This window comes from Aerococcus sp. L_32 (assembly GCF_050689315.1).
Map to the genome: position 1 here is coordinate 1 of NZ_JBOEQF010000005.1, position 23,384 is coordinate 23,384.

At 37.9% G+C, this 23,384-nt stretch carries 29 protein-coding genes; all 29 read right to left on the reverse strand.

The window, feature by feature from the left end; all coding sequences use genetic code 11:
- Window positions 1-190 precede the first annotated feature (190 nt).
- Complete coding sequence (locus tag ACRCJ0_RS00895) at window positions 191-727, reverse strand: hypothetical protein (protein ID WP_431389197.1); 537 nt, start codon at window positions 725-727, stop codon at window positions 191-193.
- Between the two features lie 502 nt (window positions 728-1,229).
- Window positions 1,230-1,502 carry a hypothetical protein gene (locus ACRCJ0_RS00900; RefSeq protein ID WP_431389198.1) on the reverse strand — a complete coding sequence of 91 codons (273 nt, stop codon included), beginning with the start codon at window positions 1,500-1,502 and terminating at the stop codon, window positions 1,230-1,232.
- Window positions 1,503-1,585: 83 nt separating this feature from the next.
- Window positions 1,586-2,818: an N-acetylmuramoyl-L-alanine amidase gene (locus ACRCJ0_RS00905; protein WP_431389199.1), complete on the reverse strand. Its 1,233-nt coding sequence runs from the start codon at window positions 2,816-2,818 to the stop codon at window positions 1,586-1,588.
- Window positions 2,818-3,078 carry a phage holin family protein gene (locus tag ACRCJ0_RS00910; protein WP_431389200.1) on the reverse strand — a complete coding sequence of 87 codons (261 nt, stop codon included), beginning with the start codon at window positions 3,076-3,078 and terminating at the stop codon, window positions 2,818-2,820. Before ACRCJ0_RS00910 ends, ACRCJ0_RS00905 begins: the two co-directional genes overlap by 1 nt.
- Complete coding sequence (locus ACRCJ0_RS00915; protein WP_431389201.1) at window positions 3,078-3,461, reverse strand: hypothetical protein; 384 nt, start codon at window positions 3,459-3,461, stop codon at window positions 3,078-3,080. The genes ACRCJ0_RS00910 and ACRCJ0_RS00915 overlap by 1 nt, the downstream gene beginning before the upstream one ends.
- Window positions 3,462-3,556: 95 nt before the next feature.
- Window positions 3,557-3,715 (reverse strand): hypothetical protein, encoded by a 159-nt coding sequence (locus ACRCJ0_RS00920; protein WP_431389202.1) that lies wholly within the window; start codon window positions 3,713-3,715, stop codon window positions 3,557-3,559.
- A gap of 24 nt (window positions 3,716-3,739) precedes the next feature.
- Window positions 3,740-4,240, reverse strand: coding sequence for a hypothetical protein (locus tag ACRCJ0_RS00925; RefSeq protein ID WP_431389203.1), 501 nt, complete (start codon window positions 4,238-4,240; stop codon window positions 3,740-3,742).
- A gap of 84 nt (window positions 4,241-4,324) precedes the next feature.
- On the reverse strand, window positions 4,325-4,603 hold the full coding sequence (locus ACRCJ0_RS00930) for a hypothetical protein (protein ID WP_431389204.1): 279 nt from the start codon (window positions 4,601-4,603) through the stop codon (window positions 4,325-4,327).
- Between the two features lie 16 nt (window positions 4,604-4,619).
- Window positions 4,620-6,143 carry a hypothetical protein gene (locus ACRCJ0_RS00935; protein ID WP_431389205.1) on the reverse strand — a complete coding sequence of 508 codons (1,524 nt, stop codon included), beginning with the start codon at window positions 6,141-6,143 and terminating at the stop codon, window positions 4,620-4,622.
- Between the two features lie 55 nt (window positions 6,144-6,198).
- Window positions 6,199-6,792 carry a hypothetical protein gene (locus ACRCJ0_RS00940; RefSeq protein ID WP_431389206.1) on the reverse strand — a complete coding sequence of 198 codons (594 nt, stop codon included), beginning with the start codon at window positions 6,790-6,792 and terminating at the stop codon, window positions 6,199-6,201.
- Window positions 6,793-6,842: 50 nt separating this feature from the next.
- The gene (locus ACRCJ0_RS00945) at window positions 6,843-8,678 is read right to left on the reverse strand and encodes a phage tail spike protein (RefSeq protein WP_431389207.1); all 1,836 of its coding nucleotides are present in this window, start codon (window positions 8,676-8,678) and stop codon (window positions 6,843-6,845) included.
- Window positions 8,678-9,664 (reverse strand): hypothetical protein, encoded by a 987-nt coding sequence (locus tag ACRCJ0_RS00950; protein ID WP_431389208.1) that lies wholly within the window; start codon window positions 9,662-9,664, stop codon window positions 8,678-8,680. The genes ACRCJ0_RS00945 and ACRCJ0_RS00950 overlap by 1 nt, the downstream gene beginning before the upstream one ends.
- Window positions 9,664-13,686, reverse strand: a complete 4,023-nt coding sequence (locus ACRCJ0_RS00955) for a phage tail tape measure protein (protein WP_431389209.1) — start codon at window positions 13,684-13,686, stop codon at window positions 9,664-9,666. The genes ACRCJ0_RS00950 and ACRCJ0_RS00955 overlap by 1 nt, the downstream gene beginning before the upstream one ends.
- A 15-nt stretch (window positions 13,687-13,701) precedes the next feature.
- On the reverse strand, window positions 13,702-13,920 hold the full coding sequence (gene gpGT / locus ACRCJ0_RS00960; protein ID WP_373742607.1) for a phage tail assembly chaperone GT: 219 nt from the start codon (window positions 13,918-13,920) through the stop codon (window positions 13,702-13,704).
- Window positions 13,884-14,237 (reverse strand): phage tail assembly chaperone G, encoded by a 354-nt coding sequence (gene gpG / locus ACRCJ0_RS00965; protein ID WP_431389210.1) that lies wholly within the window; start codon window positions 14,235-14,237, stop codon window positions 13,884-13,886. The genes gpGT and gpG overlap by 37 nt, the downstream gene beginning before the upstream one ends.
- A gap of 35 nt (window positions 14,238-14,272) precedes the next feature.
- Window positions 14,273-14,578 (reverse strand): hypothetical protein, encoded by a 306-nt coding sequence (locus ACRCJ0_RS00970; RefSeq protein WP_431389211.1) that lies wholly within the window; start codon window positions 14,576-14,578, stop codon window positions 14,273-14,275.
- Between the two features lie 4 nt (window positions 14,579-14,582).
- Entirely contained in the window at window positions 14,583-15,197 is a 615-nt protein-coding gene (locus tag ACRCJ0_RS00975) for a major tail protein (protein WP_431389212.1), read from the reverse strand.
- Between the two features lie 3 nt (window positions 15,198-15,200).
- Window positions 15,201-15,599 (reverse strand): hypothetical protein, encoded by a 399-nt coding sequence (locus ACRCJ0_RS00980; RefSeq protein WP_431389213.1) that lies wholly within the window; start codon window positions 15,597-15,599, stop codon window positions 15,201-15,203.
- Window positions 15,592-15,990, reverse strand: coding sequence for a hypothetical protein (locus ACRCJ0_RS00985; protein ID WP_259799373.1), 399 nt, complete (start codon window positions 15,988-15,990; stop codon window positions 15,592-15,594). Before ACRCJ0_RS00985 ends, ACRCJ0_RS00980 begins: the two co-directional genes overlap by 8 nt.
- Window positions 15,990-16,355 (reverse strand): phage head-tail adapter protein, encoded by a 366-nt coding sequence (locus tag ACRCJ0_RS00990; RefSeq protein ID WP_431389214.1) that lies wholly within the window; start codon window positions 16,353-16,355, stop codon window positions 15,990-15,992. The genes ACRCJ0_RS00985 and ACRCJ0_RS00990 overlap by 1 nt, the downstream gene beginning before the upstream one ends.
- A complete protein-coding gene (locus tag ACRCJ0_RS00995) occupies window positions 16,339-16,632 on the reverse strand; it encodes a head-tail connector protein (RefSeq protein ID WP_149358651.1) in 294 nt (97 codons plus the stop codon). The genes ACRCJ0_RS00990 and ACRCJ0_RS00995 overlap by 17 nt, the downstream gene beginning before the upstream one ends.
- A 12-nt stretch (window positions 16,633-16,644) precedes the next feature.
- Entirely contained in the window at window positions 16,645-17,859 is a 1,215-nt protein-coding gene (locus ACRCJ0_RS01000; protein ID WP_431389215.1) for a phage major capsid protein, read from the reverse strand.
- Window positions 17,856-18,518 (reverse strand): head maturation protease, ClpP-related, encoded by a 663-nt coding sequence (locus ACRCJ0_RS01005; protein ID WP_431389216.1) that lies wholly within the window; start codon window positions 18,516-18,518, stop codon window positions 17,856-17,858. The genes ACRCJ0_RS01000 and ACRCJ0_RS01005 overlap by 4 nt, the downstream gene beginning before the upstream one ends.
- Window positions 18,484-19,701 carry a phage portal protein gene (locus ACRCJ0_RS01010; protein WP_431389217.1) on the reverse strand — a complete coding sequence of 406 codons (1,218 nt, stop codon included), beginning with the start codon at window positions 19,699-19,701 and terminating at the stop codon, window positions 18,484-18,486. Before ACRCJ0_RS01010 ends, ACRCJ0_RS01005 begins: the two co-directional genes overlap by 35 nt.
- 12 nt (window positions 19,702-19,713) lie before the next feature.
- Window positions 19,714-21,384: a terminase large subunit gene (locus tag ACRCJ0_RS01015; protein ID WP_431389218.1), complete on the reverse strand. Its 1,671-nt coding sequence runs from the start codon at window positions 21,382-21,384 to the stop codon at window positions 19,714-19,716.
- Window positions 21,377-21,757 carry a hypothetical protein gene (locus tag ACRCJ0_RS01020; protein WP_431389219.1) on the reverse strand — a complete coding sequence of 127 codons (381 nt, stop codon included), beginning with the start codon at window positions 21,755-21,757 and terminating at the stop codon, window positions 21,377-21,379. Before ACRCJ0_RS01020 ends, ACRCJ0_RS01015 begins: the two co-directional genes overlap by 8 nt.
- A gap of 133 nt (window positions 21,758-21,890) precedes the next feature.
- Window positions 21,891-22,100, reverse strand: a complete 210-nt coding sequence (locus ACRCJ0_RS01025; RefSeq protein ID WP_431389220.1) for an HNH endonuclease — start codon at window positions 22,098-22,100, stop codon at window positions 21,891-21,893.
- 391 nt (window positions 22,101-22,491) lie between these two features.
- Window positions 22,492-22,911, reverse strand: coding sequence for a hypothetical protein (locus ACRCJ0_RS01030; RefSeq protein ID WP_431389221.1), 420 nt, complete (start codon window positions 22,909-22,911; stop codon window positions 22,492-22,494).
- Window positions 22,901-23,383, reverse strand: a complete 483-nt coding sequence (locus ACRCJ0_RS01035) for a hypothetical protein (RefSeq protein WP_431389222.1) — start codon at window positions 23,381-23,383, stop codon at window positions 22,901-22,903. The genes ACRCJ0_RS01030 and ACRCJ0_RS01035 overlap by 11 nt, the downstream gene beginning before the upstream one ends.
- Between the last annotated feature and the right edge of the window lies 1 nt (window position 23,384).

A 23,384-nucleotide genomic window follows, 5' to 3' on the forward strand; every position in this document is an offset into this window, starting at 1 on the left:
AATTTTTTAGGTGTTGCACTTAAATTGTAAATTCGTCACATAAATTAAATTGCTTCTTACATCTTTATATTCAACTAACAATATTTCGAGTTCGATCACTCTACATAACGTTTCCACCTTCCACTTCCTTTCATAAATATACACAACAAAAAAAGCAACTAATTATTTTAAGCTGCTTAAAACCATATTTCTAAAAAATAAAATTATTAAATTCATGAATATCAATTAAATTTTTCGCTTTATCATTTATACCAGAATTATTTTTATACCGTTCTAACCATTTTTCCGTACCTTCAATAATTTCTTCACAGAATTTATCTACTTGTAATTGGAGGACATCATTAATCCTATTACGGTGTATATAATTATTTGTATATTGACTAGGCTTTAAAAATATAAAATTACTTAAATGTTTTCTTGCCTTTTGATTAATAATTTCTGTCTCCCCTTGGTGTAGCATAGAACAACGTAATGCATAAAAATCTCCCCCAGTTAAGAAACTGACTTTCTCATGGTCGGCACCTACCTCTTTTATATACTGTCTTTGCATATAATCTTCGAACCATTTTACATAACGCTCTCCAGTATATTTATCAGGGAATTGCAACTTTGATGTTACATCAGGCAAAGTAAATGCTACAACTAACGCACTGTAATAATTTCTAATATTTAAATCCATCCTTACAGCTTCAATAATAACACGAATTTTATCTTCTACAGTCGACATAATTTCCCTCCCAAACTTTTACTCTAATATAGCACATTATTTAGAGGTATAAAAATGAAGAACTACAATATATAGGACTGATGACAAAAAACGAGGGTTTCCATTATCATTAAGTTAATCATAATAAAAAATAAGACCTCATAAACATTGATTAAACGATGTTTATGAGGTCTTTTAGTACCATTATAGTACCGCTATTTTTTGGAAGCTCTAATATAGCAACGATTAGGTCATAAAAATATTCAAACTACATTAAATACGTACTCGCACTTATGGAGTTCTGCACATCAAGAAGTTGCCGAATTACTAAATGGTATCAGAGTAAAAAATAAGACCCTACAAACACTATTAAACCAATGCTTGTAAGGTCTTTTGTTTTTATTCCCACTCGATTGAATAACTTTGTTATTTGATTTGAAATAGTGCTATACCACCTTTTTAATGATTGTAATTATATTATTTACATTGATTATTTTCAATTTTAAAACTTTTTAAGCCCATTTTAAGTCCAATTATTATTTGAAAGTTCATCTATAAATTCCTGTTTGACATCCCTGCTGCCTTTGGTCATCTCAAATACATATCTATACCCGTCAATTACCACGATTGCATAGGTAATGTATTTATCATCTATTAATCTAAATAGACTGTACACGGGACTACCAGAATAAGTGGTTAACTTAGCATAATCAAAATTAGGCATGTAACCTTTACTTTTAAGCCAATCAGGTATGCTGAATGTATTACTTACTTTATTTTTTGATATTAATTTCATATTATCACCGAATACATTATAACAGGAAATACAAAAAAAGCCCCCACCACCTAAACAGGCAGTGAGGGCTTTGATTTATTTAATTATTTAACTACAGCACCAGTTGAAGGTGCTGCATAAATCGCAACTCGTCCTTTGACGTCAGTGTCAATTAAGTACACATCATTGGCGGGGTTACCAACGATATTATAACTTAACCCACCATACGCTTTTGGTGTTAGTAGATGGATCTCATTGCCAACTGTGTAAGGACCTTTTACACGATATACACGCCAAGTATCAGCGCTTGCCGGCAAGTATAGTTTCTTAGTGGTGTTAGCCACGCTACCACCTTTACCAGTGATTGTTGCACCCGTTCCCGGTCCAGCGTAGATAGCTACTGTACCTTTAACGCTTGTTTTGATTAAGTAAACGTGAGGTGCTGGGTTACCTAAAATGTCATAAGTTAACCCACCATAAGTACTAGGTGTTAATAAGTGAACCTCGTTACCTACTGTATATGGTCCACCAGGGTTATATACACGCCATGTTTTAGCACTCGCTGGTAAATGTAATTGTTGACCAGTTGACACTGTGGTTGCTGGGTCTTTTACGTACAGTTTTGATTCTGGGAAAATAAGGTTAGGATTCTCTAGTTTGTTCCACTTAATTAGATTATCAACTGTCACACCATATTTCTTGGCGATAGCACCTAGAGTTTCACCAGTCTGTACAGTGTGCATCTTAGCCGTAACAGATACATAGCCGTCATTTTGAGTGGTGTTTGTAGCTTGTTGCGCCACTTTATATCCAGCCAATTCAGCTTTAAAGTTTTTCCACTTCTGCCAATCGTTCCATTGCCAGTTACCCGGACATAGTTTACCCGATACGTCATAGTGACGAATAACACGTTCGTCAGGGATATTATACTTAGCTTGCAATTGCTTAGTTAGCCACTTAGCACGCTTAATAGTTTCATGGTCGAATTCCCAATGCCAAACGTCTGAACCAGTTGACGTATCCTGACACATCTCGATACCAATTGAGTTGTTATTTGTCGCACCGTAACCATGATAGCCGTTATAAGCACCTTTACCAGTACGGTGTCCGTCACCAACGTGCCATGCTGGGGTATCATCTTCAACCACTTGTACGATATTATTGGTATCCACAAAGTAATGAGCTGAAGCACCACGATACACTGATTTAAAGTAGTTAGCATTTCCCCAAGCTTGCCCTGCTGCACCTACAAAATGTTCAATGATCCATTGTGGTTTGTTAAGACCTTTAGTACCTTTATTAATTAAAGTTAAGTCTTTTTGAATTGTGTAAGACATTATTTAACATCCCCTTTACTTGATTGCTTAATCAACTCGTTACCAAAGACGGTTACACCAGCAACAAGCACCGCCTGGACAATATTATCTGCTGTATATGATCCTAATAACAATGGCGTAAAGCCGATACTAATAATCAACACTGCTAGTGGTATCCATTTGTTTGAAAGTAATTCAGTACCTTTAACAATCTCTCCAATAATAAAAAGGACTGGAATCATAACCAGTCCTTCTTGCACGACATAATTTAAAATGTCCATTACTTCTCTTCCTCCATTTTGATAAAGCCATTCTTAACTTCCAACCGATAAATGCGCTTGTCGTGGTTATCTATTTCCTCGTCTAGTTTACCGATTGCCTTAACGTTGACATCAGCAATCTTATGCAAGTTATCGCTATCACGCCGTGTGTCCTCAATAAGCTGTTTTAAGCTATCCAGCGTCTCAACTAGCGGTTTCTGATTTTCGGAAGTCTTTTGTAAAATGCGCTCTTGAAATGCGTTCTGTTCTGCAATTTTCTCATCATCTTCTTTTTTGCGCCGTTTTTCCAACGGGTTCAAAACGAAGTATTTAATCGCTGTAAAAATTGTGACGATATATCCTGCGTTTACTGCTATGCGTTCAATTACATGTTGCCAATCCATTTACACTCCCCTTTCAAATTTTGGGAAAAATAAAAGAGGACTTGCATAAGCCCTCTTACAGTTGTTATTTTTCTGATTTTTGTGCTTTGAAAATTTTAGTTAACTTTTCTAACGTTTACGGAGTCAATTGGAATTGTTTTAGTTTTGCTTTTATCAGGTAATTCATCTTTTATTTCATTAGAAATATTTTTGTAATTAATATCCAATTTAAAATAATAATTAAAATGTGTCTTGTTTAATTGGTCTTTTTCCATCTTACCTTATCACTCCTTTTCTGTTCATTCTACATCATCCGTGTATATTGTTGGGTATGCCAGTTTCCATTTAGGTCCATATAACTTTTCAAATGTTATATCTTCTTTTAAGATAACATTCAGTATGTCTATTACTTTACGTTTAACTATTTCCTCGTCTTCAATTGACCAGAAATGATGGCAAAATTCTTCTATAAATGCTGCCAATATGTGCAAATCAGACCACACTCCAGATCTCCAATTTCCAAGATTTAATATAATAAATGGCATGTAGTACCCCATTCCATCGTTATCTATAAAAGTAAACTCTCCGTTCTTTGTGCATAAAACGAAAACTTTTCTAAGGTTTGGTAAATTAAAGTTTTCTTTTCTCATTTGGATAACAATTCCTTGTAAAGCCATTGTAAATAAAAAAGCTTCATGTTCTGTTAAAGCATATGTTGCTCGTATAACTACTTTATTGTCAAGTTCCTCAGGGATAGTAGGCCCTGGAGAATTACCGATTGCACCAACAAAATCACCCATTTTTAAAAACCTCCCAAACTTTTACTATAATATAGCATATTGTTTGGGAGTCTGACAGAATGATTATCGAGTGCTTTTATAATATTAAACTTCAGTCGCTCCTACGAATTCTGGCAGTGATTTTAAGAAATCATTTGCTTGCTTAAAGATATTTAAAGCTGTTTCTGAAGTGTCTGGACTAAAATAATAATTTTGTATAGATATCGGTTGAATGTTTCTGTTTGTTTCGTAAACGTCCACACTTGCGTATACTTTCAGTGTAATCATAATTGAAGATTCGTCACCTTCAACATAGGTTATCAAGTGATAAGCGTTCTCCACTTCAATACCTGTGTCTGTTGTTATTCTTTTTAAAAAACCCATATAACATTCTCCTTTTTTAATTGAATACCAAGATTTTGAAACCATTACTTGCCGGTACGTGTATTTGAGTAGTGCCAGCATTGTATAACCTTAAAGTGAACACGCCAGCAGTATAACTAAATGCTTGCATGATTAGACCTTTATAGTTTGTTTTGATGTCAGAATTTTTTCTTGAAATCATGAGAAATGATTCAGCAGTAACTGTGGAGCTGGTAACGTCGATATCTCTTACTTCACCGGGCATTAAATTTGAAATCGAAACGTGGACTGTTAACACTTCAAATTTCTTGAAAACAGAAGAACCTGATGATACATTCCCGATTTCGACACCTTGTGTAAAAGGTGCAACTAATGCTGTCCTGTTTGACGATAATAATAGCGGTGTATCTTTTGCTAGAGAGCGGTATAATTCTTCTGTCTTAATATCTTTTAAAAGCGCTGGGTTGTGATATGCGAAAAGTCCGTAGCTACCACTGAAAGATGGCACCCATCCTCTTACGTGAGCGTAGTATTCTTCTTTGGTTTTCAACCCATTAGCACTGTCGGTGAAAAGCGGTAAAATTGGAATGATTTTCTTAGGTGTTCCCGAATTAGAAATGAAGTCTTTAAGTCTATTCTTTATTAAAACTTCTATGGCATCGTAATCAGTCCTAGGTGTTGAAGTGTTAGGGTTAAGAATATAATAAGATACTAATAACACATCAAAGCCTTGTGGGTAGTAAAATTCACTACTTTGTGCACCGGCAACATTTGACTGAAAAATAAGTTTATTTGTTATCGATCTAACATAATTAGCAAAGTTTTGTTGTTTTGCAACTGTTGTACCTACCCTAGTAGGTTCATCAAAACTATAAACACCGATGACTGATTTATGATTGATTAGATTTTCTAACCATGTCCTGTTTTCAACATTACCAGCAACTATTTCCTCTGGATCTGCGTTTAAAATTACATTAATACCGTATTTTTCGTGAATATTTAATATTTCCAATGTTTCTTCCCAGCTTCTAGTCACCGTGGAAGCTGATTTTCTTCTACTGATAATTACAGTATTGATATTCATATCAATGATATCTTTAATTGTGTTCACATCATTATCATACCAATATTGAAATAGTAACCGAATATCTGTATCCCGTTTAGACCCTGCGATTCCTAAACTTTCATCAGTCACATTTAATTTACCCTCTGTCGCGTCTAATCTATCCCCTAATGTTTGATACGCACTGTCAGCGCCAAAAGGACGTCTTGCATCAATTACTTCATCACTATTGGTAGTGCCTTCAATTTGGTCTTTAAAACGATTTTGTGTGTCTTTTGATAGAAAATCAGCATCATTAGCTATGTTTTCAGCTTCGCTAGCAATCAAACCAGCAACTTCAGCGTTTCGCGCTTGTGCTTCACGCACTTCTTGACCATATGATTTGCTACGAACATTATCAGCGTGTTTACGGATAAGCTGCGGAACCTTTGATTGGTCGTACTCGATTGGTCCTAGACCGTTTGTATCTTTATTTTCATTAATATTATTCCAATCCAATTGTTATCAACTCCTTTTGAATTTTTGGTAATAAAAAGCATCTCAATTGAGATGCTTAAAAGATACCATCAGAAATATTAGATAATTCTTTATGTAATTGCGTTAAATATTCTTCGATGTACTTGTTTAAGTTACTTTTTTTCTTTTCCTCTTGCCATTTCTTTTTACCTTTATCACTTGTCTCTAGATAACTATCATCATACTCATCAAATTCTACTATTAAATCAATTACAATATATTCCAATAAATATACATAATCTAAAATATTTTTATATTTGGAGTATAAAGTGCCTACTTCAACTTTCTGTCTATCTTTTTTAACATCATTAAAAAATAATATTTCTAATTTATATTTATATCTATCTATTTCTGATACCAAACCGTTTATTTTAACTATTTCCTGTTCGAAATATTCTCGTTCTTGATTCTGTTGCTTCTTTTTTCTATTTTTATCATTTATACTTTCTTCTAAATTAATAACTGTATGTCTCAACATTTTCAGGGCAGAAAAGTAATTAACAGATACATCTAAAATTTGATTATATCTTTCAACCTTTATCTCTTTTTCTGAAATTAATTCAGAGGCTATCACACCAATCAAAACACCCACAAAACCAGAAAATAAGGAAACAACAAATTCGAAATTCATAATAATCCTCCTCAAAATAATATACCTATAATATATCATTTTTTAAGAGTTTATACAGGCCGTGGCAAGCTCGTCTTATTATCTCCAGTAATACCTAAGTAGTGTTGAGGATTAATAGTGTTCCCACCAGAATGGAAGTTCCCATCAGGACTAATTTCAAAGTGTAAGTGTGGTGCATAATCTCCGCCTGTACCACCAATTACACCAATCACGTCACCCGCTTTAACGGTCTGACCAACTGATACACTGATTGATTTCAAGTGCATGTAGTTTGACCAGTAACCGTCAGCAGTATGTTCTACATACACCGCATTACCAATACCACCCGACATGAATTCAGCCTTACGGACAATGCCATCAGTCGTTGCGTGGGCTGTGTAGTTTCTATCGCCATTAGTGCCAATGTCATGACCACTGTGCAGCACACCGTCACGCATGCCATAGGTCATATCGTACTCAATTGAGCCAACTGCTTTACCGTCACGAACGAAATAGTTGATACCTTCGAGAGTGTAGTCAACTGGGAAAACCCTGTTGGTTGAGTAGCCGTTTTCGTCTGTCGGTGGTGTTGGTGGTACTTCAAGAGTTTCGAGTCTTTTCTCAAAGTCTGGGAGTACCACGTTGGTTAAATTAGTGTAGTTGCTAGATAAATCACCAGTCAGCGTTGATACTGTATTCAGTCGTCCAGCGAATAACTGGTTAGCAGTTTGTAGTTGCTGTTGTAATGTCACTGCGTATTTCACTTGTCTATTTAAGTCAAGTTGTATTTCATTAGCAGTTTTCATCTTGTCGCCAATTTCAAGTGTATTGTTCCATGGCGCTAAAATGTTGATTGTTTTACCAACTACTCTGAGCCGTTCATTAATATTCATCACTTGGTTAATCAATATATACGTATTTCCCACTTCGAAACTCTCAAAGTCTTTACCAATTAAAGCTAAATCTAAAGCGTCGATTGAGTACTGGACTAACACCAATTTCTGACTATCTAAGTAACTCTGACCAGATGATTTCAGCCTTTCAGCGGTAGTAATATCATCATATTTTACAGTACCGATTTTAACACCAATGTTTTTAATTAATTCTGGACTATCTAAATATTTACTACCATTGTTCACAGACTCTATTGTCAATCTTGGGTATTTCACTAGGTTTTCTCTATCTTCTTCAGGAATTTCATCAGGTTCTAAAGTTTTGCCAAGTGGTTTAATTCGACTATAAATTTTAGTAATATCAGTCACACGTCTGTACGACTTTAGATTCTTATCCAAAGCAATTGTCACATCAGTATCATGACCCTGCTGCTTTAGGTAGTCTAAGTATCGTACACCATTTTCTTTACGCATGACGATTTCACCGCCGTATTTATCAAGTAGTGTACGTTTGATTACCTCCCAACTTGTCTCTTCTGGATCTAGGAAAACATAGTAATAATCATTAGGGTCAGTGATTTCCACTCTACCTAGTGTAAAGTTCTTACTGCTTTCAACCACTGAATTATGGTAGTTAAGTATCCTGTGTAGCAGTTCTTCAGGAGTACCTCTAAATTCATAAAAGTCTTGGTCAGAATCATTTAGGAAACCTAACTCACTTTCGCATATCGCGTGTAAGCTAACCCCCGAATTCATTTCTTCCTCTGGAGTGACAATTCTACCTTCAAACTCATAGCGCCCTGTGACAGTGTTAAGCACCTTGATTAAAGTGACACCAGTTCGAATGTTGTTAAACAACGGACTATTCGGTAAATAGTCAAAAGAAAAAGTATCAAACGAATTGATACCCTGTTTAATCGTTCCAGATTTTAACTTCAACTCTCCAGTCGTGTGACTGTGGATTACCTGACCTACTTTATCTTCCAGTCCGTCATACATTGTAACTTGGTACATTAGATCAGCTCCTTATGGAAATTGAAGTCTATATTCAGCGTTACATCAGGAATGTACATTTTCAGATGATTTTCTCCGGACTTCAAAACAAATTGTTCTGTTTCATATACGCCTGGTTGTAGGTTATAAATTTCATCATCTCTAACAATAGTTACTGACCTATTCGTTGTGATAGTTGGTGCAACATCAGAAATACCAGGGTTAACCACAACTACATCTAGGTACTCAGTTTGAGCTTGAAGCACGTCTTGTTCCAGCAACCAGTGATTATGATTCGACAGCTTATATGCAACCCTTGACGGCCGTAGGTCAGACTCGGCGACTGTAATTTTATCGACAATCGGATAGGTGTAACCGTGAAAACCAGGATTGATTTTATCTCCCCCACCAGTGGACGTGTTGGGGTCATAATACTGTGTCGCCCACGCACCGTATGTAGCCTGGTCACCAATATTTAGTTGTTTAAAACTTGACCAGTAAGATTTAAAAGTAAATTTTGTTGGCTGACTAACATCTAGGTCAAAATTAAATAAATCCCAAATATCATGACCTTCAGGCATTCTGTCAATCATGAATGGTTGAGCAGTGAAAGTTACATTCAGAAATCCATGTTTCCAATCTTCTTCAAAACTATTATTCCCTTCAACTTCGGCCATGAAATAGAAATTAGGAAAATGGTCGTCATATAGTGGTGTCTTCTCGTTTGGAGATAGTAACCACTTTAATAGCACCGTTTTAATCATATTCATATCCGCTTTAGATTCAATCGGCTTACCCATTAAATTAAACTTGTAAGTCAATGTCCGCTCTTCATAAGTTGGACCACCATAGATACTACTGAAATCCCAAACTTTATTTGAAAACGGAAGGGACTCTTTGTATTTGACTTTATTCGGTATACTGATGTTTCTCTCCGGGTCAATTGTCATACCCATATCACGGTATGAGTGTTTTCCGTCAAAAGTAAACCCACTAAAATTTGCCATTACAGATTAAGCCCCCTTTCAATTAATTCTAAATCTCGCCCATTGATACGTTGCAATTCGCCGTTTAACACTCTGATGATCTCGTTCCCTAATTGTATAAGCAGCGTTGGACTATATTCCTTGTTGTTTAATTCTGTTAGTAGCGCGATCATGGTATCTAGTTTGTCGTTATCAGTAGAGTTCGTCGTCACGTTCGGTAACTCGTTTGGACGTTTACTTGATTCGATATCCTTACCTGCCAAAGCTAGTAACTTCATTGCTTCAGTACGTCTATTAGGGTCAGTCGGTATCACGTATTCTGGATAACCTTCTTCTCCCAATTCGTAAAGACCATGACCTACAAGTCCACCAGTTGCAAAACCTAACGGGTTGATTGGCACACCGCCACGTTCTACTTGGAAATGGACGTGTGGACCAGTTGATAGACCAGTGTTACCTAGTAAACCAATTGTTTGACCACGTTTTATATCTTGTCCAGCACTCACAAGGTTTCTAAGGAAGTGATAATACTTGTAGTCATACAGACCAGACCGAATGTGAACATAGTTCCCACGTTCAGGACCATATGCTGAAGCAACAACTCTACCGCTCGTCTGTGATGGAATTGGTGTTCCAACAGGACCAGCAAAGTCAACACCCTTATGGTTACTTGGTCCAATCCCACCAGGACTAGGACGCCAACCGAAACCGGAAGTCATGGTTAAACCCGCAAAGTCTAAAGCACCAACTGGAACCAACTTGTCAATGAAGCCTTTTAAGTAGTCCAGCGCTTCACTTTGAATTAAGTTAAAGCCGTCATGCGCAATGGTTCCGAATGTCCCTATTGCGCTTGGTGTGGAAATGCCTAGACTACCTAGAACGTTACCAAGCAGTCCTTTAGCTCCTTCTCCAACCCATTCCCAAATCTTAGTACCGATACCATCTTCATATTGTGGGATACCCCAGTTTTTCATGAATGTTTTGGTTTTAGGACCAGATAGGACCTCTGTTCCTTTTGGTAGGTCAACTAAGGTATCAGTATCTGGTGATAGGAACATTTGACCAGTTGGTAGTGCGATTAATTCTTTCATTCCACCATCACCGACAATTGCAGGACCACCAGGGTGGGCGTCAGTACCAGTTGCATATTGCATTACCCCAGATTGGTTACTGCCCACACCGCCATACGATTCAAAACTCACTCGTGGTAGTGTTACACGACTGAAGCTTAGGTCAGAATCTAGTAAGTCAAAGATGACGTTAAAGGCTCTAATCATGGAGTTGATTCCACCCTCAACCTTTGAAATACCACCGTTCATTAAGTCTTTAATTGCATTCTGTACTCGCCAAGATTGCCCACTCAAAGCGCTAGCCATATTACCCGGTGCGTCTCTAAACCCACGGAAAACCCCTTGCCAGAAAGTCCCCCATAGACTCAAGACTTCTCCAGTTTCCCAGTTAACCTTGTTTATATGACCTTCAGCTTGTTTCTGTGCTTCTTCAACTACACCTAAGTGCATTTCATTGGCTTTGTTGATAGATTCATCACGTTGTCGTCCAGCTTCACGGATAATTTCGTCCGCTTCTTCTGCTGAAATAGTGCCCATTTCATCACGTTGAAAAATAGCCGCCGCAACTACTTCTTCGTACTTGGTATTAGCGTCTGCGATTGAAGCCTCTTTCGCTTCTTTAGATCGAGCAACGGTATTGGCAGCCGTTTGTGCGTCGATTTCACCTTTTTGTTGGCTCATCATTTCACGGATAACCAACTGCTCTTCCTCACTTGCAGTTAACTCTGTAATTGCATAATCGTTTGCAATCATTTGTAAGTTTGATAACTCATTATATTCAGCTTCAGTCAATTCACGATTTTCAGCGTTTGCTGTTTCGATAATCTCTTTAGCTCTAGCATTGTACTCATCCAAAGCAGTTTGACGATTTGAATACCCTTGCTGAATCTTAGTTAGGATTTCAGCTTCACCTTCGTCAGTTTTCTCGCCAGTTTCAGCGAAGAATTGTGAAAGTGTTTCTGATTGTTCTTGGAAATTAGTTTCCGCTGCGGTTTTAATTGTTTGATACATGCTATCAAATTTACCGATTAGGGTATTAGCTCCTTCATCAGTAATCTCAGCGTGGGTTAAAAACATGTAATCAAGTTCCGTTTGTGTGTCAGATGATAGGTCCATAAAGCTTGTGACTGCTTCAGTGGTTGTATCTGATACTTTATTACCAAAATCATCAACTGATTTGATAGCGTCTTGTCGTAAGTACATGGTTAAACCAGTTATAGCTAGTACACCAGCCCCGATACCCAATACCCAAGGGTTGGTTAAGAAACCTACCACAGATGATAGTCCACTAACTAAACCAGTACCTTTAGCCGTCAATGCTGGTATCAACCCACCATTTTCAGCGATTGATTTGGTTAGACTTTTAACATGCCCTGAACCCCAACTCATGACTTCAAAGGTATTTCCCAAGATACTAGAAAGTGGTCCTGCTGCGATTGCGATACCGCCTAGTTTTAAAGCTAGGTCTACACTATCTTCGTCTAGATTTTCAACCCATTGAGTTAACCCCTCAACTGATTTTGTCAGTTTTGGTAAGTAATCTTCAGCTAGATCGAGCACTTTCTCGCCAACAGGTAATAAAGCGTCAGTGTATTTACGGAATACTTTCTGAGAACGTTCACCAAATGTTTGTTCTGCTGCTTCAGTTGCTTTTTCAGCAGCGCCAGCAACATTCTCGTAAGCATCTTCTGCTCCAGCGATACCTTCAACTACTTTGGCTCCGGCATCTTCACCGATTGAACCCCAGATTTCAGTTAAGGCATTCTGTTTTTCTTGTGGGTCTTTAATGCTCGCTAAATGATTACCCAATGATCTAAACAGGTCGTCAACCGTACCGCCTGAAGCAACCCAAGTATCATAGATAGACTGCCACTCGCCACCCATGTCAGCGATAGCGTCTTGGATTGTATTATCCCCAACACGAATAGCAAACTCTTTGATTAAGTCGTTCACTTTATCTAAGTTATAAGCACCGGCATCAAGTCCAGCAGTTAGTGCGGCAAACATCTCATCTGCTTCATAACCAGCATCTTTTAACAATGGCGCGTATTCAGATAAGTTGTCGCCCAATTCATCAGTCTTATCAAGACCTTTTTGTGCACCAACAACCATATAGTCAAACGCTTCATCAGCGGTCATACCGTATGTTTCCATTAAGGCATTCACACCACGTAAAGCTTCATTGGTGTCCATTTCAAAGGTGTCAGCAAGTAGTTGTGCGTTCTTAATTGCGTTTTGAAGTTGTTTAGGGTCGTCAATGTTTTTCAGTTGAGTTAGTACTGCTTCAGCGGTATTCTCAACTTCTTCCAGTGATTCTCCCCAACCGTCTTGGTACACTTTTCGAATAGACTCATATACTTTTTCTGCTTCAACTTCAGTTAATCCAAGTGAGTTCTGAATACGTACTTGAGATGATTCAACATCAGAAGCTTGTTTCAGTAATAGCCCGCCAATACCTAGTAAAGGAGCAGTCACATACTTGGTAGCTTTGTCGCCAAAACCTTTTAACCCTTCACCATATTTCTTCAAGGTCTTTTCAGATTCTTCAGCTTGTTTGATGAACTTCCCTGTGCTCGAGGTAGCTAAGTCTTGCTCTTTCTTGAAGGCTTCAAATTCTTGTGTGGTCTTTTCTACACGACGGTTCAATCCGTTCAGCGTTGCTGATTGGTTTTCGTATGACCGTTTAGCAGCTTCAGCTTTCTTTGAACCTTCACCGTATTGAGCAACCATCTTTTCGTATTGCTCTTTGGACGCTTTCACGACACGCTCTTGGACTTGTACTTTCTTGCTTAAGCCATCTAAAGTCGCGCCATATTGTTCAGCGGACTTCTCTGTTTTATCAAAAGACGATAGACTATTTCGCATTTCAGCATCCAAGGTACGCATCCGGTCCCTAAGCCCAGCCACTCCACGTTCCGCTTCCAAAGCGTTAAGTGACATCTCAATACTCATACCTTCTATACGTTCTACCATGTGTTCCCTCCTTTCCTAAGTAAATGCACTCATTAGTGATTCAGCTTTCTGTGGTTTGTTTTCTTCTTCGAGTATTCCCAGTAAATAGTGGAAAGGCATATCCAATACTTCGTTAATATCTTTTCCGTTCTTATAAAAATCTAGGACTATCTTGTCGATAAACTCGATTTGTTTCTCATAAGAGAAATCTTCATCACTTAGGCTTTCTTCGCCTGTAACTTTTTTCCCACCGATTTACCAAAGGCAACAAACGCTAAAATTTCTTGTAATCCTTCAAGTCCAAAAGGCATACGTTCTTCAAATTCTTCTTTAGTAATTTGACCTTTTAACGCGTGGTCAACTGCAAAGTTAACTAACTTATCAATACCTTCAGCATCTGTTAACCCACTTTCAGGGTCTTCAAGTTCTGCTGATAACTCAAAGGCTTCACGAGTATCACGTAATGTTAAATAAGGACTTGTGTAGATAGTTTCTAATTTAGGTTCATCATTAGTTAGTTCATCTTCAATCACGATCAATTGAATTGCTAAGCGTTCCATTTTTTTTGCCATTGATATGCTCCTTTTCAAAATAAAAAGGCTAAGGGTTATCCCTCAGCCAATTTAATTAATTCTGCTTTAGTTGCTTTTGTATCGTATTCAATATCCACTGAGTCTAAGTAATCTTTCAATTCTTGGACTTTATAAGTAGTGAAGTCAGGCTCTTCGATTGGTTCATCAACTTCTTCAACTTCTTCAACCGGTGTGAAAACAACTGTCACGCCGTGGTCTTTCTTGATATTCGCAATCAATTCTTTCGCACGGTCTTCAGTCATCTCAAATTCTTCTCCGACTTCATAGATACGATTTTCTTTAAGCCCTTTGAATGTAATGTTCGCTGTATACTTAGGCATAATCCTAACCTCCCACTACTGGCTCAGCTTCAGTTGGATAAGGTGCTCCAAATACCGCTTGGAAAATTGCATCACGGTGAGTAGTTTCCCCAGCTTCATCGCGACCAATTAAGTATGATTGTGGTTTAGTAAACCCATCCACTTCACGGTTCATAAATTCAGCGGAAATAGGGTCTTGTGAGAATGTCGTTTCCCCTGCTTTACCAGTTGAAGCTTTCTCAGTCTTTAAGAATTTACCTTTTGGCAAACCGGCATATTCAGTTGCACCATCTTCATAAGTACGTGCAAATACTACACCTACATACGGTGGGTTATCCTCTGAACCTGAACCTGCTAAACCAGTTGCTGAAACCTCTAAACCAAATAATACGTTTTGATCTTCCTGCGGTAGCGTATGGAAGTTACCTGAAATAGAAACAGGTCCATTTGAAACAGCAATTTCCGCTTCTTTGTTATCCCCATACGCACGAACCATAGTTGAAGTACGTGTCACGGTAATATCTTGTAGGAATTTAATACGTTCTGGTTTCCCACCTTCAATTGTTTTGTCATCATCATTTAAAACACCATAGTGAAATTGATCCACACCAGTGGTTGAGTTATATTTTTTTTCAGCCATAATTTATTTCGCTCCTTTAATAATTTCTTGTCTGTAAATTGTTCCGCGGTAGGTATGAGCGATTCTGAATATTCCCGTGTCAGAATCGTATTGGTTCGCACCGCCTGTATATTGTCTAAAACCTAAACTGTCCATAACTTTATCGACTTCATAGGCAATTTCCGCTGTTTGTAGTCGTTTCTTAGATTGAATATCAATTTGAATTAAGTACGTGTATGTTAACCATTCCTGGTCAGCAAAGTCAGACTGCATTGGTGCGTCTAGTGGGTCAATCACGATATAAGGTTGCGTGATACTACCTGTTTCAGGGTAGTCATAGTATTTAATTCTATTCTCACAATGTAACCAAATGATTTGGTTAGCTTTAAAAGCTTCATAGATACTTGTTAAAACATCAGCCACTTGCTAACCTCCTCATTTCTTCTTTTACCGCATTACGATACGCATCTTGACTTCTTGACATTGCTCGAGCTATAGCACCTTTACCTGCTGGATTGGGATTCTTAACCGTTCCGTGCTCATTCAAGTGAATTATTCTGTAACGATCATTAGGACCTTTCCAGTAGACTGTGACAGCTCGTTGCCCATTTACCCACTGGGGTTCAGATAAGGTAATTTCTTTGATTGAGTTACCTGTATCTTTAAACTTCTCAAATTCTATTTTCAGTTGTTTGACGAACACTTGGGCGCCAGCTTTTAAGGCTTTATCAGTCACTTCTTGCATTCGTTTTGGACCCAGTCTATCATCCAACTCTTTTTCAAGTCGTTTCAATCCTGTAATCTTCACACCCATTAGCTCACCACCCCGGCAATGACTTTGATAAAATCACGATTCTGTGGGTCAGGTTGAAAGTGTTTGATGTTGAAATGTCTATCAGCGTACATATCCATTTTTATTTCAAGATAATCCTTGTTTGAAGGAATGTACTCACCTTGGGTATCTCGAATAGTTAAAGTGATGTCTGACAATGTTCCATTTGATTTAGCAAGCTCTAAGTCTTTTGACCAAACTTCATCAATCTTTGCGAAACACTTGTGCAGCACTTTGAATTCTTCTTCTCCTGGTTCAGGACCTTCTGAAGCTTGATACTGATAAAAGATAACTGGAGTTCGTAAATCACCAACAGAAACTCTAGGTGCTTTATAAGGTTTCTTCATTAGCTTCAACTCCTAAATCGAAAGATAAAGCATGAATCATCATTTGATAGTTTTCATCAAAGTATTCAAGGTTTCCTTCGTACGTATATTTAGCACGTTCTAGGACCAATTCCTTACCAACGTAATTTTCGTCAATATCATCAATAGAAAAATCACCACATCTCCGCTTTAAGTAAGCAAAAGATGCAGTGATCAAACTGTCTAAGTATTCATCTTCGCTGTCATGCGAGATTCGCATTCTAGCTTTTAATTGTTTAACAACGTCTGGACGTAGCATTTAAACTACCTCCTATCCTCCAACTACTTCAGTTTTAGCTAAATAAGCAAAAGCACCTTCGTCTTTAACGTTAGCATCATGCACTTCGTAACCAACAAAGTCAGTTTTACGAGCTTTGGCATGTTGCTCAGTAGTTAAGCGCATAGATTCTTGAATGTTTTCAGTGTATCCATTACCCACATCACCAACTAATACTTCCCCGTCACGCATAGCGTCTTCCAATTTAACAGGGTAACCGAATAAGCGACCAACGATACCGTCAGCAACATTTTGAACGAAGATAGGACGTCCATTATTGTCTTTGATTGTGTTCAATTGGTTCCACAATGTAGAGTTGTTCACGTATACAGCAACACCGTTTGAGTACATTGTTTTGACTTTACCAAATAAAGCAGATAAGTCGTCAAAAGTGATTGCATCAGTATATTCAGCAACTTGTGGTGTTTCCGCTTGAGCCTTCAAGGCTGTTACAATACCCATTGGATATTTAGTATCACCAGCACCACGAACGAACGCATTCGCTTTAGCATACGCCATACGTTGGCCTAATTCACGTTGTAAGAATGGAATGAAGTCAGCAATCGCCATGGCTTGTAATTTCCAAGTAACAGTAACTGCTTTAGATAATTCTTTACCGCCTAAAGTAATTTCACCAAAGGTATTCTTCTCATCAGCAGTGGCTGTATCTTCGTCGTAGTAATCCGCGTCACCTTCTGGAATACCAGTATGTTTAGGATATTTAATATTACCTTTAATGCGAGTTGAATTCACATCAGCTAAAATTGGGTGTAACTCTTTCATTGTTTCAATGATTCCGCCAACAACTGTTTCTGGAATTAAGATTTCAGTGTTATCAGTGTTGTGAGTGTACACATTGGTTGGGTTCATTTGATTGAACACGTTAACTTCATCTTCGTTTAAGTCACGTTTTAAAGCGACTTTAGCGAACACATCTTCGTATTTAATGTTAGCCACATCAGCAGTCACATCATCAATTTTAGTTGCGCCATTCACGGCGGTATTTGCATCAGAAGGTTTGAATGATTCAGCTTTATTCTCCAACGCATTTAAATTAGCCAACTCCTTGCTAGAATTCTCATAAGCAACGTCTAAAGCTTCAATTTCTTCACGTTTTAATTTAGCGTCTTCTAATTTACCATCTGCGATAAATGCTTTTGCAGTGTTTAATAATTCACCACGTTGTTGTAAGTATTGTTCTTTGTTCATATTTTTACATCTCCTTTTAATTCTAAAAGTGCCAATTGTTCTTCTTCGTACAGTGCTTTAACTTCATTGATACGTTCAGGCGTCAAAATTTTCAAATTATATCCAGCCACTAAACCTAAGTCAGGTTCGGTCGTTTGAGCTGTCAGAACTTCGTCAACAAAGCCGTTTTCCAATGCTTCATCAGCGTTCATCCAAGTTTCAGCGTTCATCATGTCAAGTAATTCTTGTTTTGGTTTACCAGTTTTCAGTACGTAAGTATTTGCCAACATTTCATTATTTTTGAACAGAAAGTCTGAATAATCAGCCATGTCCCGATAATCTCCACCACCTTGACCGGAAACGTTATGGATCATCATCTTACCCGCTGGTGAGATAGCTACACGTTTACCAGCCATTGCAATCACACTAGCAATAGATGCTGCTTGAGAACCGATAGTGATGTTCACTTCTCCCTTATGAGTCAATAACATAGTGTAGATTTCTGTACCAGCATTCACATATCCCCCAGGCGAATTGATTTCAATATCAAGTGGTTCGTATATACCGTGGTCTTGAATAGCTTGCCTTAACTCCTTTGGGGAAAAAGCACTCATGTCTAAATAATCATAAATCCATTTATCATCATCACTCACGATCACGCCGTTCATTGTTATCTGCATTCACATCACCTCCTTCACTATCACCATTACTACCAATTGTTGTAGTATCCAGTCGACGTAGATACACGTCACCATTTTCAATTGGTGCTAGATTTAAGTATTTACGCATTTCATTAGGACTTAATACACCACGGTCAACTAGGTTAGTTAAACCAAGTCGTGTTCGCATTGAAGCAAACGATAAGTTACTTGACTCAAAGATGATTCTGTTTCCAAACCCACGTTCACGACGACTAAATAGTTTTCTAGTAAATTCAGCGGATAATTGTGTGATTACTGGTTCAATCTCAGCTTCAAAGTATGAAATCCATTCATCTTCGTTATAACTAGATTGGATAATCTTTTCGTTGGTATTAAAGAACCCATAAATCCGTTTGACAGTACCTTCAGTTTGTTTTGAATCAGGCACGTAGTTACTTGGTTTAATCTGAATAGCTTCAGTTTTAGCATCCGTACCCGCAGCACCCGTTGTTTCCGATTCTGTGGAAAGGAACGAATCTACGAATTGTTTTGTGTTCTTTTCAATGTCTTCTGGTCTCAACGTTTGATTGAATTTCAGTAACCACCGAATGATGTTCGAATTCTTAATCGCTTTGATTGTTCCTTGGTCGGTAGTTGTCACAACTTCCATTAAAGAAGTGAGTGCTTTACCAGGGTTTGAACCAAAGATTTTATTGTCATAGAAATCACGTCTTAAATGAATGATATCTGAATACCTAAAGGTGTATACTTTACCGTCCAATGTAAATCGCAGATACAATTGGTTGTTCTTATCTTGTAAAGCTTCAACATTGTTAGCTCCGTCTAGCGGATAAATCGCATTAGCTAAACCGTTTGAGTCACGTTGAATTAATGCGAAAGCGTTGTTGTTTAACATCAACTGTGTTGTCAGTTTCTCTAGCAACATCTGACCAGTCATGATTTCGTTAGGTTCTTCTAATAAGAACCGCAAATACACATCCGGGTTAACCGTGGTATTCCCATCAGATTCACGAATATGTTTTCCCACTGCCTTACCAACAGCTTGTGCCTTAGGTCTAATTGCTGAGCGAACAATGTCTGACTCATAAAGACGACCGTTATATGAAAAAAATGAGTCCCCAGAATCAACTACCATCTTGTAGCTAGAAATACTAGAAACCTCATTTCTTTCGTTATTAAATAAATTACTTAACCATCCCACTCACTCACCTCCTTAAATTACCGTTTGATAAGCTTCTAAGTTATTTTCAAGGACTACATATGCGTCCAGTAAACTTGCAAAACCATCAATACGTTTTTTAGCATTACTAGTTTTTATTGGTTGGATATTGTCGTTTTTATCAACATCCACAGCAACGTTTGTTAAATTCCATTTTAGAATTGGGTTGTTATTATAGATAATCTTGTTAGCAGATAGGTCCACACCTAATGACTTCATAGGACCGGACAATGTTTTCTTACCTTGAATAACGGGTTCCATCACGTCTTCACCGAATTGGTCTTTCATTTCTTCCACGAAATAAGTTGCTGACCATGCGTCATACCCGACTTTATAAAGATAAATGTCATACTCATTCTGAATTTCCAAGAACCATTCAGTCACGAATTTGTAATGAATCTTATTACCTGGTGTGGTTCGAAGTAATCCAGCATCTTGCCATTTATCGTAAGGAATCTTATCTTCGGCGATTCGTTTCTCAAGTAAATCTTCAGGTAACCAGTACATTTGCTTCACGTAAATTCGGTCATCATCCGGTACTTTGAAAATCACACTCGCACAAGTCAAGTCGGTAGTGCTTGATAAATCGACACCACCAATACCGTACCGTGGTTTCAATGCGGATATATCAAAGGTTTCTTGATTGTTTGCATCCTCAAAGGTTAACCATGCTTCACTCGATGTCTCGCGGATATTAAAGTCTTTGGTCAGTAAGTTCTTGACCAGTAACGAATTTGACTGAGCCTTGTTTACTTTTGAAGCGAGGTTATCGGTCTTCTTGATTGTTCCCAACCCTGGATTTGCTTTCTGCCATGCTTCAGGGTCTGTCCACTCTTTACGACTGTCTAATTCATAAACGATTGGTAACATACGCTCATTTTTATAAGCGTCCTCATCTTCATACCCATTAACAACCATTTCTGCTTCATCATATAATCGGTCAAACACCGACTCACGAACAGTACCAGCGGTCGTGGTTGTAAATATCAAAGGTTGATCACGAGCGGAAGTACCGTCAACAATTACGTCATACAGGTTTTGGTCTTTCCAAGCATGTACTTCATCAAATAAAGCCCCATGAACGTTCAAACCGTCCAATGTATCAGAATCACGACCCAAAGGTTTAAAGACTGAGTCGTTTTTATCTGAATTCATCTCACCCACTAGCGTTTTGATTCGTTTAACTAACGATTTAGACTTACGTACCATACGTTTAGCTTCAAGCCAGATGATTTTGGCCTGGTCTTTTTTCGTAGCCACAGAAAATATTTCTGGACCGAATTCACCGTCCGCAATCATTAAATACAAACCAACTGCTGCCGCTAAAGTAGATTTACCATTCTTACGAGCAACAATTAGTACAACCTCTTGATGTTTTCTAAAACCGTCAATCTTATCGACGATACCAAACATTGCAGCGATTAATGCTTTTTGCCACAATTCCAAAACAAATGGCTGACCAGCCACAGCACCTTTTGAGTGTTTACAATATCTTTCGATAAACTCAATAGCATGCCAGGCTCTGTCATCTGAGTATTCCCACCTTGATTTCGGGTTATTGATTACTGTGTCGATTAAATTCTTATAAACCTTATAAACCTTTTGAGAAGTGACAATTTCGCCGGATTCGATTTTCTCAAAATAGACAACAATTGGATTAGCCAAGATCGTCACGACGGCTTACGAAACTATCGAAACCATCATCAGTATCTTTTGGTGCTTCATCCGGTAGCACTTTATTCAATTGCGTCATTGCTGACTGATAATTCTTTGTCAGTGTATTAAACAACCTAGCTGTCGGACGCTCCCTTTCGTAAGGTGTCTGGTTTTCAGACTGACTGAAAAGTTCAACAAAACCATTCTCATCAAGGTCCGCTTCCATGTCTTCCAGGGTCACACGCTGATAAGCTGCACGTTGCATTAAACCGTCAATAGATTTTAATTTTTCATTACTGACTAAAGACTTATAAAATGCTTTAAGTCGTTCAAATTCTTGTTGAATTCGCTCATCTTTGGTCAACTTCTTCTTAGTCGTCATAAATACACCTCACTTTCGTAGTTATTTTTGGGGAGGGGGTCCTATAAAATCTCTTGCGCGTTAAATGGAGGTCCCCACTCGGTCCCCATTTCAGTTAATTTAAATATATTTTAAGGGGGACCTATACAAATTATTATTTAAGTATCAAATCCCCAAACTCATCAAACATTACATCATCTCTCACTGGACTATACTTACCAAAGTGTTCAGCGTTGTGGCAGTCTAAACATACATACTCCAAGTTATTCCAGCCCAAAGTAATCTCAGGGTCATTAATATTATCTTCATTCAGATAAATTCTATGATGAACGATGTAACCTTTCCTGTATATCTTCTTCTTCAAACACCTTTCACACCAACCGTTAACGCTATTGATGTATGCACGCCTAGTATTCTTCCAGGCTTTAGACGCATAGAAAGGTTTAGCAAAGTCTTTAGCTATCGCGCATCACTCCCTTGTCAGTTAGCTAAGCTTGACTGCATGTCAGTCAATCCAAGATACTGGATCACTCTCCTTATTCATCTGCATATCACTACACATATTAATCACCTCACGACATAATAAAAGACACCAAGCACTCAGCCTGATGTCTAGAAAGGAGTAATTAGTCTTATGGATAAGTTAACGAGTTGGTCGCGTACTCTTATGTCCTACTTACCACACTACTAATATAACATGTTGACAGAGGTAAAATGGACCGCTTTTGGACCATCTTTTCTAATCGGTAAATACGTCAGTCAATCAACCCTAATGCTTTCCCTAAGTCCAACACAAACTTATTACGAATACGTAAGCATTGAGTCTTTGAATAATACTGTACTTCTTCTGATACTCTTTCCCAACTTGCTTTACGTGTTTCTGGATTAAAGTATCTCACTTCAATTACCTTACGTTCTTCAGGGCTAATACGAATTAGGCAGCGTTTAATTTGCAATAGCTGGTCTTCTAACAGTCTTAATCGCTTGTCTTGGTCTAGAGTCACCACATACCTTTCAGCTTCACTAGGTCCACCGGATGCGTGACTACCGCCAATATTCTCGTCAAGCTCTCGTACAGGAAAAGCTAAAGCAGTCTTACGTCGTTTGATTTCAGACTCTAGGTCTGGGTAATCGTATAGAATGTTCTCAATTTGTGTAAATTCTTTAGTTGCCATTTAGTTCCTCCACTCCGAAAATGTATTTCTTGATACGTTCTTCCCCGACTGTTTCAATAGCTTGTAGAGTGATAGCTCTACTTTCAAAGTAAATAGCGCCTTGTGTTTGATAACCTTCATCAGTGTCTACAACGAGGTTGTGATAAGATGCATTGATCTGAATGAAATAATTGTCTTCATCTTCTTTAAAAACAGGTCTACTAAACTTCCGCAACTCTGTTTCAACTTTTAATTTTTCAACAGCGAACTCTGCTTGTTCTATGGTACGGAAAACGTTGCCCAACCCTTGTTGTCGTAAACCAATATCATCGTCAACCCACGGAAGCCAATCGACACGACCGCTAGATTGAATATAGTAATAAGTATCCTTGTATTGCGGAAACTCATCTACCTGCTGCACTTCTGCTTTCAATGCTTTAATCTTTTCGGCAAATTCTGTTTCTAAAGCTTCAATTCTTTCTTGGATGTTCATT